Below are 11,952 nucleotides of genomic sequence, written 5' to 3'. Positions count from 1 at the left end.
GGTCCGGATTCAGGACATACGCCGATGATGCAGCAGTATCTGGGGTTCAAGAGACAGTACCCCGATCTGCTGGTGTTCTACCGGATGGGGGATTTCTACGAGCTGTTCTTCGAGGACGCAATCCGCGTCGCGCGGCTGCTCGACATCACCCAGACCCACCGCGGCCAGTCCGCCGGCCAGCCGATTCCGATGGCCGGTGTGCCCTTCCACGCGGTCGAGCAGTATCTGGCCCGGCTGGTGAAGATGGGCGAGTCGGTGGTCATCGTCGAACAGGTCGGCGACCCCGCCACCTCCAAGGGCCCGGTCGAGCGCGCGATTTCGCGCATCGTCACCCCAGGCACCCTGACCGACGCCAGCCTGCTGGACGAACGCTCGGATTCGCTGCTGATGGCGCTGCACGTCGAGCGCGCACGCGCCGGCGTGGCCTGGCTCAATCTGGCCAGCGGCGAACTGAAGCTGACCGAAGTCGCGGCCAATGTGCTGCCGTCGCTGCTCGACCGGCTGCGCCCGGCCGAACTGCTGGTCGCCGACACCGAGGGCGCGCCGGAAGGCAGCTGGGCGCTCACGCCGCGCAGCGCCTGGCAGTTCGATGCGCTCGAAGCCACCCGCCTGCTCACCGCCCATTTCGGCAGCCGCGACCTGTCGGCCTTCGACGTGGCCGAGGTGCCGATCGCGCTGGCCGCCTGCGGCGCGCTGTTCAGCTATGCACAGGCCACCCAGCAGCGCGCACTGGCCCACGTCACCACGCTGGCGGTCGAGCACGATTCGAACTGGCTGCGCATGGACGCCGCCACCCGGCGCAACCTCGAACTGACCGAAACCCTGCGCGGCGAAGCCGCGCCCACGCTGCTGTCGCTGCTCGACACCTGCGCCAGTTCGATGGGCTCGCGCTGGCTGCGCCGCGCGCTGCACCACCCGCTGCGCGACCGCGCGCGGGCGGACGCCCGTCAGGAAGCGGTGGCCGCGCTGCGCGACACTGACCGCGCCGACCTCGTGCATGAGGCGCTGCGCGGCATCGCCGACATCGAACGCATCGCCGCCCGGGTGGCGCTGCGCACCGCCCGGCCGCGCGACCTGTCCAGCCTGCGCGACTCGCTGGCGAAGCTGCCGGCCATCGCCGACGCGATTCCGCTGGACCGCGGTCTGCTCGACCAGGCACGCGCCACGCTCGCGCAGCCGCCGGCTGCCGCCGCACTGCTGGCACAGGCGGTGATGGACGAACCGGCGGCCCAGCTGCGCGACGGCCGGGTGATCCGCGCCGGCTTCGACGCAGAGCTGGACGAGCTGCGCGGCCTGCAGGACAACTGCGGTGAATTCCTGCTGGCGCTGGAAGCGCGCGAACGCGAACGCACCGGCATCGCCAATCTGAAGGTCGAGTACAACCGGGTGCATGGCTTCTACATCGAAGTCACCAACGCCAACGCCGGCCGCGTGCCGGACGACTACCGCCGCCGGCAGACGCTGAAGAACGCCGAACGCTACATCACGCCCGAACTGAAGGCCTTCGAGGACCGCGCGCTGTCCGCCGCCGAGCGCGCCACCTCGCGCGAGAAATTCCTGTACGAACAGCTGCTCGACGCGCTGGCACCGGAGCTGCCGCAGCTGGGCGACATTGCGCGCGCACTGTCCGAACTGGACGGCCTGATCGCCTTCGCGCGCGCCGCCCAGCGCCACGACTACTGCCGGCCGCAGTTCGTCGACGAACCGGTAATCACGATAGAGCGCGGCCGCCATCCGGTGGTCGAACAGCAGGTGGACAGCTTCATCGCCAACGACACGGTGATGCACGACGCACGCCGCATGCTGCTCATCACCGGCCCGAACATGGGCGGCAAATCGACCTATATGCGGCAGGTGGCGCTGATCGCGCTGATGGCCCACTGCGGCTGCCCGGTGCCGGCGCGCGCGGTGCGGCTGGGTCCGCTGGATGCCATCCATACCCGCATCGGCGCCTCCGACGACCTGGCGTCCGGCCGCTCAACCTTCATGGTCGAAATGACCGAGGCGGCGGCCATCCTGCACGGCGCGACCGAGCGCAGCCTGGTGCTGATGGACGAAATCGGCCGCGGCACCTCGACCTTCGACGGCGTGGCGCTGGCGCAGTCCATCGCCCGCCACCTGCTGACGCGCAACCGCAGCTGGACGCTGTTCGCCACCCACTACTTCGAACTGACCCAGCTCGCCGCGACGCATCCGGTGTGCGCCAACATGCATCTGGACGCGGTCGAGCACGGCAACCGCATCGTATTCCTGCACGCGATCGAAGAAGGCCCGGCTTCGCAGTCCTACGGTATCGAAGTGGCGGCGCTGGCCGGCGTGCCGGGCACGGTGATCCGCGACGCACGGCGCGCGCTGCAGCAGCTCGAAGCCAGCCGCGTCAATGCCGGCCCGCAGGCCGACCTGTTCGCGCCGCCCCCGCCGCCGCCCGAACCGGTGACGCATGCGGCGGTCGACGCGCTCGGCGCGCTCGACCCCGACAGTCTCAGTCCGCGCGAGGCGCTGGACGCCCTGTACGCGCTGAAAAAGCTGCTCTGAGGAGACCGTGATGGCTCACGCCGTGATCTGGATCATCGTTGCGCTGATGTTCGGCCTGTGGACGCTGATCGCCTGGACCGCCGACAGCGTGCTCGGCTGGCCGGGCTGGAGTGCGCACACGCTCGCGGAATGGCCGCTGTGGCTGGACAGCCTGCATCCGCCGGTCTGGCTGGCGCCCTGGCTGCCCGAAGCATGGCTGGATGATGCCCGCGCCTGGCTGCTGGACGCCGGACCGGAAATCGAGGAGGCGCTGCGCGCCGCACCTGACCTGCGCGGCATCGCCGGCTTCATCGTCTGGAGCGCCTGGGCCATCGGCACCGGCTCGCTGCTGCTGATGGGCATCGCCGGCAGCGCGGTGGTGAAGATGTTCGGACCGAAGAAGGCCGCCTGAGCCCCTGCCGCTGGTCGCAGTTTTCGCCTGCAACGCACGCCCTGGCGGGCCATCGCGCCTGATGCGCGGCCCCTGCGCATGGCGCGCGCCCGCTGACCCGTGCGGACCTCCCCGCGCCCTTCCGAGTCGTCCGGTCACCGCGGGTTAAAGGGCAGCCGGCACCTTACGGCCGCCCCTTCCCGGACCTGCGGCCCTGCCCCGGCAATCAGGCCGGCATCAGCTTGCGGTTGCCCGCGCCCGGCAGCACCTTCAGTGCCGGACCGTTCTGCAGCACGTAGCTGCGGCTTTTCACCGTGCTGACAAAGCGCCAGTCGCAGCGGCAGGCGTCTTCGGTCACCGTCACCACCATGAAGCCGCGGCGGGCGGTATCGGCGTACTGCAGCGGGCCGATGATCTGGGTCAGGCCGGCGGCCACCGCCAGCGGGTTCTCGCTCGGGAAATACTCTTCCAGGCCGGGCGAGGTGACGCCGGGCGTCGCGAATTCAACGCCCACCTGGCGGCCGGCGTAATCGGCGAGGTCGCTGGCCCAGGCGTTGTGCGTATCGCCGGCCAGCACCACCAGATTCCTGTCCAGTGCGCGGGCGGTGCCGAGCAGCGTTTCACGCGCGGCGGCGTAGCCGTCCCAGGCATCGAGGTTGTACGGGATGGCCGGCTGCGCGAGCACCGCGCGCTCCTGCGGCGTCAGCGTGGCCGGCGCGGTCTGCGCCTTCACCACCAGCGCGCTGTAGGCCGAGAAGCTGATCTGGCCCAGCACCAGCGGCGCCGGAATGTTCATGCGGCCCATCAGCACCTGCTGGCCCAGCACATCCCAGGTGGTGTCCGACTGCGCCAGCTGCAGACCCAGCCAGTCCTGCTGTTCGGCACCCAGCAGCGTGCGGTTCGGGTCGGCCATGTCGGCGGCGAAACGGGCGGCGTCGAAACCGCTGGCGCCGAAGTAGTTCGCGTAGTCCAGCTGCAGGTCGCGGCCGATCACGCGGGTGTCCAGCATGTGCAGCGACAGCAGGCTGCCGAAACGGAAGCTGCGGTAGATGCGCTCCGGGTGGGCCGGATCGGCGACCCGGGTGGGCATCCACTCGTGGTAGGCGCGGACGGCCGCGGCGCGGCGGTCGGCGAATGCACCTTCCACGCCTTCGCTGTGGTTTTCCGCGCCCTCGCGCCAGGTGTCGTTGGCGATTTCGTGGTCGTCCCACACCGCGATCACCGGCAGCGCCGCGTGCAGCGCCTGCAGATCGGCGTCGCTGCGGTACTGCGCGTAGCGGGTGCGGTAGTCGTCCAGCGTCAGGATTTCGCCGGCAGGCTCCGACAGCCGGCCCATCGCCGCCGCGTCGCCCGAGGCATAGCCGCCGCGCGGGTATTCGTAGAGGTAGTCGCCGAGATGGATGGCGACATCGAGGTCGCCCATCTTCGCCGCCTCGGCATACACGTTGAAATAGCCGGCCGGGTAGTTGGAACAGGAGAACACCGCCAGCTTCACCTGGCCGACCGCGCCGGCGGCCAGCGTGCGGGTACGGCCGACCGGCGACAGCTGGCCGTCGGCGCGGAAGCGGTAATAGAGCCGCGCCGACGCCGGCAGGCCCAGCACGTCGGCCTTCACCGTGTAGTCGATGTCCTCGCCGGTGAGCACGCGGCCGCGCCGGATGATGCGGCTGAAGCGCTCGTCCAGCGCCACTTCCCACAGCACCGCCACGGTGCCCGGCCGGGTCGGCGACACGCGGGTCCAGATGATGACGCGGTCGGCCAGCGGATCGCCGCTGGCCACGCCGTGACGGAACAGACCGTCGGTCGCCGCCAGCGCACTGGCCGAGCGCACCACGGCGGAACCCGCCAGCGCGCCGGCACCGACGGTGCGGATGAATTCGCGACGTGAAAAGAGGGGGCGGGACATGACAGGCTCCGTGCAGTCGTTGAACTGGCCGGGAGTGTGGTCAGTGCCGGTGACAGATGGATGACGGATTGTTGAAGCGACGGTCGTCCGGCCGACATGCGGACGTCACACGGGCCGCCTATCGTGCGGCGCAATACCTGCATTCCGGAGTCCGCCATGAAAAACATTCTGCTTGCGCTGGGCGCCGCGGCCGGCGCGCTGTGCACCACCCTGCCCGCTCACGCGATCACGCTGGAATCGGCCTCGCTGAACGGCAATCTGCTGGACAGCTCGTTCAGCACGCCCTCGCTGATCGCGCTGGATCTGACGCTGCTCAATCACGCGCCGCTGCGCTTCAGCTTCGTGGTCGATGCCGACGACGTGGGCCGCGGTTGGGCGGATTTCAATGCCATCGTCCGCGACGTCGGCGGGCTGGGCATCGGCTCGCTCACGCTGGCCGGCGTCCGCTTCGAAGCGCTGTCCGACCCGCTTGCGGCCACCCTCGGCGGCAGCCTGCTGCCGGCCACGGTGTTCGCGAGCACCCCCACCACCCTCAACGTCGGCACCCTCACGCTGGCAGGCGATCCGGCAACCGAGCTCTACCTCGGCAATCCTTTTCTGGAGGCCGGACGCCTCGATTGGCGCATCGGCTTCGCCGGCCTGAACGCCGGCGACCGCCTCACGCTGGACCTGAGCACCACGCCCGCGGTGCCGGAACCGGACGACTGGGCCATGATGCTGGCCGGTCTGGGCATGATCGCGCTGAGTGCGGCCCGCCGCATCGGCCGCTGAAAGACCTCCGACTATCCTGAGCGCGGCGGGAAAGCCGCCACCACCGAAATCGGCGCGGCATGTCACCGGCGCGGTGGGAGCGGCGCACTCGCCGCGATGGAGGTGCTGGCAGAACCGGTCAGCCGCGGCCCAGCCACTGCTTCAGCAGGTCGCGGGCGGCGGGGCTGGTACGCGTGGCCGCGGTCACCTTCGCCTGATCGGCCGACGGCGCATCGAGCCGCAGGCGGAACTTCATCAGTTCGTCCCGGCGGAAGGCGTGCACCTTCACCTCGTCGCCCGGCTGGCGGCGCTTGAGCAGCGCGTCCAGCGAAGCCGGGGTGACCCGCAGTCCGTCGAAAGCCACCAGCACGTCGCCGGCCGACAGGCCGGCGCGCTGGGCGGCACCGTGGTCCAGCACCTGGGTGAGCTTCACGCTGTCGCCGTCGTTTGCGGTCTTCGCACCCAGCACCGGCGCGCTGCCGGCCGCCTCGAACCTGAGGTCGAGGCCGACCGCATGCAGCAGCCGCTCCAGCGGCAGGTCCTCGGTGCCTTCGGTCGCCTCGTCGAAGAAGCGCTTCAGCTTGAGCCCGCTGACCGCTTCGGCGGCACGCCGCACGCCATCCTCCGGCACGCCCTGACCGGTCTGGCCGTAATCCGCCCACAGCCGGCGCATCACGTCGTCCAGCGTGACCGTGCCACGGGTTTTCGTGCGCAGCGTGAGATCCAGCGCCAGCGCCACCAGCGCGCCCTTGGCGTAGTAGCTCACGATGGCGTTCGGTGCGTTCTCGTCCTGCCGGTAGTACTTGATCCAGGCGTCGAAGGACGATTCGGCCACGCTCTGCTTCAGCCGTCCGCTGCCGCGCATCACCTGGGTGACGGTCTTGCCCAGCAGCTTCAGGTAATCGTCCTGGGCAATGACGCCTGAGCGCACCAGCGCCAGGTCGTCGTAATAGGAGGTGAAGCCTTCGAAGGCCCACAGCAGCCGCGTGTAGTTCTCGACCGTCAGATCGTAGGGCACGAAGGCGGCGGGCTTGATGCGCTTCACGTTCCACGAGTGGAAATACTCGTGGCTGCACAGGCCGAGGAAGCCACGGTAGGCGTCGCTCATCGCGGTCGCCCCGGGCGCCGGCAGGTCGTTGCGCGAGCACAGCAGCGCGGTGCTGGAGCGGTGTTCCAGCCCGCCGTAACCGTCGCCGACCGCCATCACCAGAAATACGTAGCGCTCGAACGGTGCCGGTTCGCCGAACAGCCGGATCTGCCATTCGCACACCCGCTTCAGGTCGGCGCACAGGCGGGCGGCATCCAGATCGTGGCGGCCGGTCACCACCACTTCGTGCGGCACGCCGCAGGCCTTGAATTCGTACAGTGCGAATTCGCCCATCTCGACCGGGTGGTCGATCAGTTCGTCGTAGTCCGCCGCGCGATAGATGCCGAAGCCGTGACGCTTCGCGCCCTGCTTGCCCGGACCCTCCGGCAGCGTGGTCGCGACGCGCCACGCCTTGTAGGCGCGGCCGGCCGGCGGGCGGATGTCGACCTCGCACGGCGTCTGTTCGCAGCCATGCACCTTCAGGAACACGCTGCTGCCGTTGAAGAAGCCGTGCGAGGTGTCGAGGTGGGCGGCGCGTACCGACAGGTCCCAGGCATAGACCTCGTAGCGCACCCGCAGCGCGCCGTCGCAGGGCGCGGCGCGCCAGGTGTGCTTGTCCAGCTTGGTGAGCGGCACCGCGCGTACCCCGTCGCGCGCGTCGATGCGCACGATGTGGCGGGCGAACTCGCGAATCATGTAGCTGCCGGGTATCCAGGCCGGCAGCGACAGCAGCTGGCCGTCGGCCGCCGGCTTCGCGATGTCGATCTCGACCTCGAACAGATGGGCTTCGGGATGGATGGGCGTGATGCGGTAGCGGACGGCGCTCATGTCGGTGACGGGCGTGATGGCAGCGTGGAGACAGCCGCGATTTCACCACAGGCCGGGGCCTGCGCGTCACCGCATCCGGTCCGTCCTGTCCTACATGCGACACGGACGGCACTGACATCGACTGTCATGCGGAATGCCTACAGTGTGCACATGGCCATCGCGCCCCCACATCCGAACAGGAGCCCGATCATGCGACACACCCCGCTGCCCCGTCCTTTCATTCTCGCCTCGGCCGCTGCGCTGGGCCTGCTGCTGGCCGCCTGCAACGACACGCCGCCGCCGCAGGACGCCACGCTGGGCCAGAAGCTGGACAGCGCCATTGCCCGCACCGAACGCAAGGCGGACGAACTGGGCGCCCGCGCCGAAAACGCGCTGGACAGCGCCCAGGTCCGCGCCGAAAGCGCGACCGCCGATGCGAAGGCGGCGGTCGAATCGGCCGCCGGCAAGATGGCCGACCGGATCGACGACGCCACCATCACCGCCCATGTGTCGGCACGTCTGGCCGGCGACCCCGAACTGAGCGCGCTGAAGATCGAAGTGAGCACGCACGACGGCAAGGTGACGCTCAGCGGCCCGGCACCGTCCGAGGCGGCACGCGCCCGCGCGGCCGAGCTGGCGGTATCGGTCAAGGGCGTGACCGGCATCGACAACCAGCTTCAGGTGAAGGCAGGCTGACGACGGTTTCCGATGAAAGGCGGGGCGGTCCGGCGGGCGGATATATAATCCCGCCTGATGAAAGGACCGCCATGCCAAACAAAGATACTGATCAATTATTCGAAGCCAACCGCAAGTGGGCCGAGCGCATGCGCGCCGACGACCCGCAGTTTTTCGAGCGACTCGCCACACTGCAGTCGCCGGAATATCTCTGGATAGGCTGTTCCGACAGCCGGGTACCGGCCAACCAGATCGTCGGCCTCATTCCCGGTGAGGTGTTCGTACACCGCAACGTCGCCAACGTGGTGGTGCAGACCGACCTGAACTGTCTGTCGGTCATGCAGTACGCGGTGGACGTGCTCAAGGTGAAGCACATCCTGGTGGTCGGTCACTACGGTTGTGGCGGCGTGCGCGCCGCGCTGCACGACATGCGCTTCGGTCTGATCGACAACTGGCTGCGCAACGTGCAGGACGTGCGCAACAAGCATCGCGGCCTGCTCGATGCGGTCGCCGAGGGCGAAATGCAGGAAGACCGGCTGTGCGAACTGAACGTGATCGAGCAGGCGATGAATGTCTGCGAAACCACGGTCATCCGCGAAGCCTGGGCCCGCGGCCAGCAGATCCGGGTGCACGGCTGGATCTACGGCCTCAAGGACGGCCTGGTGCGCAATCTGCGCATGGAAGCCGGCAGCGAGGACGAGCTGGAACAGGCTTACGACACCGCCCTGGGTTCGCTCACCTGAACCTGCCCGCCCCCCGGCGCTCGCGCGGCTGACTGCTGCCGAGCGACCCGACATCACCGCGCCCGCTCCCTTTCGGGCGCGTTTTCCGCCGCCTCCCGCCCGCCGATAGTCCGTTCGGACTATCGGTGCAGCGCATTCCGCTTCTTATCCCTGTCAGAAACGCATCGCAGACTGCGCGCGAACGATTGGCGTGCAAACCTTGGCGCCGACGTCCCCGACCACGTCCCTGCAAGGAGCTTCCATGTCTTCGATGCTGCACCCCGACAACGACCAGACGATCAATCCGTCCGGCAACGAATCCATCCGCGACGTGATGGAACAGTTCACCGGCCGCCGCAATTTCATGAAGGGCTCGCTGGCCACCGCCACGCTGGCCACGCTGGGCGGCTTCAGCCTGGAATCGCTGGCCGGCGGCTACCCCGGCTACGCCGGCAGCCCGGCCCCGACCGGCAGCATCGGCTTCACCGGCGTACCGGCCAACGTGGTGCCGATGACCGACGGCATCACCGTGCCGGCCGGCTACACCGCCCGCGTGCTGATCGCCTGGGGCGACGCCATCGGCAAGACCGGCCCCGAGGCGAACACGCACTGGGACCCGGCCACCGAAATGACCGCTGCCCGCCAGCTCACCACCTGGGGCGCTCACAACGACGGCATGCACCTGTTCCCCTTCCCGGGCAACGGTGCCGGCAATCTGGCCAATGACCGCGGCCTGCTGGTGTCCAACCACGAGTACGTCGATCCGGCCCAGTTCGTGAACATCACCACGCCCTACACCGGCATCACGATGACCAAGGCCATCGTGGACGCCCAGGTGGCCGGCCACGGCGTCAGCGTGGTCGAAGTGCGCAAGGTGAATGGCGAAATGAAGGTGCAGCGTCCGTCCGCCTTCGCCCGCCGCATCACCGGCGCCACCCCGTGCAAGCTGAGCGGCCCGGCCGCTGGCCACGCGCTGGTGAAGACCGCCGCCGACCCGTCCGGCACCACCGTGCTCGGCACGCTGAACAACTGCGCCAACGGCTACACCCCGTGGGGCACCTACCTCACCTGTGAAGAGAACTTCAACGGCTACTTCGGCTCCACCGCCGCCAAGCTGGCCGCCCAGCCGCTGACCGCGCACGAGAACCGCTACGGTCTGGCCGCGGCGGGCTTCGGCTACCGCTGGCACGAAGCCGACGCGCGCTTCGACTTCCGCGATAACCCGAACGAGCCGAACCGCTTTGGCTGGGTGGTCGAGATCGACCCGTGGAACCCGAACTCGGTGCCGGTCAAGCGCACCGCGCTCGGCCGCTTCAAGCACGAAAGCGCGGAAACCGTGGTCGGCGCCGACAACAAGGTCGCGGTCTACATGGGCGACGACGAGCGCAACGACTACGTCTACAAGTTCGTGTGCGCGAAGAAGCTGGACACGAAGAACCGCGCCGCCAACCGCGACCTGCTGGACGCCGGCACGCTGTACGTCGCGAAGTTCAACGCAGACGGCACCGGCACCTGGCTGCCGCTGGTGTGGGGCCAGAACGGCCTGACGCCGGAAAACGGCTTCGCCGACCAGGGCGAAGTGCTGATCAAGACCCGCCAGGCCGCCGACCGCCTGGGCGCCACGATGATGGACCGCCCGGAGTGGATCACCCACCACCCGGTCACCCGCGAAATCTATCTGACGCTGACCAATAACAACCGCCGTGGCACCACGCCGGCCTCGTCGAACAAGGCCGATGGCACGACGGTCGCCGCGTCCGCCCGCCCGCCGGTCGATGCCGCCAACCCGCGCCGCGACAACCGTTACGGCCACATCATCCGCTGGACCGAGAACGGCAACGACGTGGCCGCCACCGGCTTCCAGTGGGACATCTTCGTCGAGTGCGGCGACAAGCTGAACGCCAACGCCCACCTGCAGGGCAACATCATCGGTGACGACCTGGGCGCACCGGACGGCCTGTGGTTCGACAAGGACGGCCGCCTGTGGATCCAGACCGACCAGGTCGGCAACGCCACCGGCGACTTCGCCAACATCGGCGGCAACGCCATGTTCTGCGCCGACCCGGCCAGCCGCCGCATCACCCGCTTCCTGACCAGCCCGCGGAACTGCGAAGTCACCGGCATCACCACCACGCCGGACGGCAAGACGATGTTCATCAACATCCAGCACCCGGGCGAGGACTGGACCGGCAGCTTCACCGCCAACAGCACCTGGCCGGACAGCGGCTTCAACGGCCCGACCACCCAGAGCGGCAAGGCCGTGGTCAAGCCGCGCTCGGCCACCGTGGTCATCACCAAGGACGACGGCGGCGTGATCGGCAGCTGATCGCCCGCTCCGCATCCTTCACTCCGTCACGGGCACGCCACCGTCGTGCCCGTGACAGCCCTCTACGGAAAGGATTCATGATGAAACTGAAACTCGCCGCACTGACCCTGGCGCTCGCCGCCGCCCTGCCGGCCCAGGCCGCGCTGACCCACAACGAAGCCGACATCACCAACGCCCTGGTGGCCGACTTCGAGAACTTCGACGGCCTGCTGAGCACCGGCCCGGAAACCGTGGCCCCCGGCATCACCTTCACCGGCGACGCCGGCTCGGAACTGGGCGCCTACATCCGCGATCTGGGCAGCAATGGCGTGTGGGGCGTAGGCAACCACTTCGCCGCCTCCGGCGCGATCGGCGAACTGCGCTTCACCTTCGCCGACCTCACCGCCGGTGCCGGGGCGTTCGTGAACCACTTCGCCGCCAACGTGTTCCCGTTCTCGGTGGTGGTGTCGGTCTATGGCGACAACAACCAGATCCTGGAATCGCACACGCTGGCCATCGCCACCGACGAATACGGCTACAACGAAGGCCGCTTCCTCGGCATTACCCGCGATGTCGCAGACATCCGCTCGATCTCGTTCAAGGGCAATGGCGTGGTGGTGGACAATCTGGCGGTGTCGCAGCCGGTGCCGGAACCGGAAACCTATGCCCTGCTGCTGGCCGGTCTCGGCCTGATCGGCATGGCGGCCCGCCGTCGCGGCTGATCCGCTCCGCTGCACGCGCATCGGGCAAGCCCGGCCCCGGCCGGGCTTTTTTTCGTCCCTGCGGTGACGGTCC

General features: G+C 68.9%; 9 protein-coding genes. 7 read left to right on the top strand and 2 right to left on the bottom strand.

Annotated features, from left to right (window positions below):
• Nucleotides 1-24 precede the first annotated feature (24 nt).
• The gene (mutS, locus tag METUNV1_RS02460; RefSeq protein WP_008058496.1) at nucleotides 25-2,535 is read left to right on the top strand and encodes a DNA mismatch repair protein MutS; all 2,511 of its coding nucleotides are present in this window, start codon (nucleotides 25-27) and stop codon (nucleotides 2,533-2,535) included.
• A 10-nt stretch (nucleotides 2,536-2,545) separates the two neighbouring features.
• Nucleotides 2,546-2,926, top strand: a complete 381-nt coding sequence (locus tag METUNV1_RS02455) for a hypothetical protein (RefSeq protein WP_008058494.1) — start codon at nucleotides 2,546-2,548, stop codon at nucleotides 2,924-2,926.
• A gap of 205 nt (nucleotides 2,927-3,131) precedes the next feature.
• On the opposite strand, the gene METUNV1_RS02450 is transcribed toward METUNV1_RS02455, so the two are convergent.
• Nucleotides 3,132-4,811 carry an alkaline phosphatase D family protein gene (locus METUNV1_RS02450; protein ID WP_008058492.1) on the bottom strand — a complete coding sequence of 560 codons (1,680 nt, stop codon included), beginning with the start codon at nucleotides 4,809-4,811 and terminating at the stop codon, nucleotides 3,132-3,134.
• Nucleotides 4,812-4,967: 156 nt separating this feature from the next.
• Between METUNV1_RS02450 and METUNV1_RS02445 the strand changes: the two genes are divergently transcribed.
• Nucleotides 4,968-5,582 carry a PEP-CTERM domain protein gene (locus METUNV1_RS02445; RefSeq protein WP_008058490.1) on the top strand — a complete coding sequence of 205 codons (615 nt, stop codon included), beginning with the start codon at nucleotides 4,968-4,970 and terminating at the stop codon, nucleotides 5,580-5,582.
• Nucleotides 5,583-5,700: 118 nt separating this feature from the next.
• Here METUNV1_RS02445 and METUNV1_RS02440 read toward each other — a convergent pair whose 3' ends face one another.
• Nucleotides 5,701-7,476, bottom strand: a complete 1,776-nt coding sequence (locus METUNV1_RS02440; RefSeq protein ID WP_008058489.1) for a M61 family metallopeptidase — start codon at nucleotides 7,474-7,476, stop codon at nucleotides 5,701-5,703.
• Between the two features lie 189 nt (nucleotides 7,477-7,665).
• On the opposite strand from METUNV1_RS02440, the gene METUNV1_RS02435 reads away from it, so the two are divergent.
• The 4 genes from METUNV1_RS02435 (at nucleotide 7,666) to METUNV1_RS02420 (ending at nucleotide 11,879) form a co-directional block, all read left to right on the top strand.
• Nucleotides 7,666-8,151: a BON domain-containing protein gene (locus METUNV1_RS02435; protein ID WP_008058488.1), complete on the top strand. Its 486-nt coding sequence runs from the start codon at nucleotides 7,666-7,668 to the stop codon at nucleotides 8,149-8,151.
• A gap of 71 nt (nucleotides 8,152-8,222) precedes the next feature.
• On the top strand, nucleotides 8,223-8,873 hold the full coding sequence (gene can, locus METUNV1_RS02430) for a carbonate dehydratase (RefSeq protein ID WP_008058487.1): 651 nt from the start codon (nucleotides 8,223-8,225) through the stop codon (nucleotides 8,871-8,873).
• Nucleotides 8,874-9,114: 241 nt separating this feature from the next.
• Nucleotides 9,115-11,178 carry a PhoX family protein gene (locus tag METUNV1_RS02425; RefSeq protein ID WP_008058486.1) on the top strand — a complete coding sequence of 688 codons (2,064 nt, stop codon included), beginning with the start codon at nucleotides 9,115-9,117 and terminating at the stop codon, nucleotides 11,176-11,178.
• Nucleotides 11,179-11,255: 77 nt separating this feature from the next.
• Nucleotides 11,256-11,879 (top strand): PEP-CTERM sorting domain-containing protein, encoded by a 624-nt coding sequence (locus METUNV1_RS02420; RefSeq protein WP_008058479.1) that lies wholly within the window; start codon nucleotides 11,256-11,258, stop codon nucleotides 11,877-11,879.
• The last annotated feature ends 73 nt before the right edge of the window (nucleotides 11,880-11,952 follow it).

It is taken from the genome of Methyloversatilis universalis FAM5 (assembly GCF_000214035.2).
Lineage (GTDB): Bacteria > Pseudomonadota > Gammaproteobacteria > Burkholderiales > Rhodocyclaceae > Methyloversatilis > Methyloversatilis universalis.
Note: the sequence above shows the minus strand (reverse complement) of the source record. Positions and strands in the feature narration are given on the sequence as shown.

Bases quoted from the DNA above. Each gene is read 5' to 3' on its own strand.
- mutS (WP_008058496.1), top strand. From the start codon at position 25: ATGATGCAGCAGTATCTGGGGTTCAAGAGACAGTACCCCGATCTGCTG.
- METUNV1_RS02455 (WP_008058494.1), top strand. From the start codon at position 2,546: ATGGCTCACGCCGTGATCTGGATCATCGTTGCGCTGATGTTCGGCCTG.
- METUNV1_RS02450 (WP_008058492.1), bottom strand. From the start codon at position 4,811: ATGTCCCGCCCCCTCTTTTCACGTCGCGAATTCATCCGCACCGTCGGT.
- METUNV1_RS02445 (WP_008058490.1), top strand. From the start codon at position 4,968: ATGAAAAACATTCTGCTTGCGCTGGGCGCCGCGGCCGGCGCGCTGTGC.
- METUNV1_RS02440 (WP_008058489.1), bottom strand. From the start codon at position 7,476: ATGAGCGCCGTCCGCTACCGCATCACGCCCATCCATCCCGAAGCCCAT.
- METUNV1_RS02435 (WP_008058488.1), top strand. From the start codon at position 7,666: ATGCGACACACCCCGCTGCCCCGTCCTTTCATTCTCGCCTCGGCCGCT.
- can (WP_008058487.1), top strand. From the start codon at position 8,223: ATGCCAAACAAAGATACTGATCAATTATTCGAAGCCAACCGCAAGTGG.
- METUNV1_RS02425 (WP_008058486.1), top strand. From the start codon at position 9,115: ATGTCTTCGATGCTGCACCCCGACAACGACCAGACGATCAATCCGTCC.
- METUNV1_RS02420 (WP_008058479.1), top strand. From the start codon at position 11,256: ATGATGAAACTGAAACTCGCCGCACTGACCCTGGCGCTCGCCGCCGCC.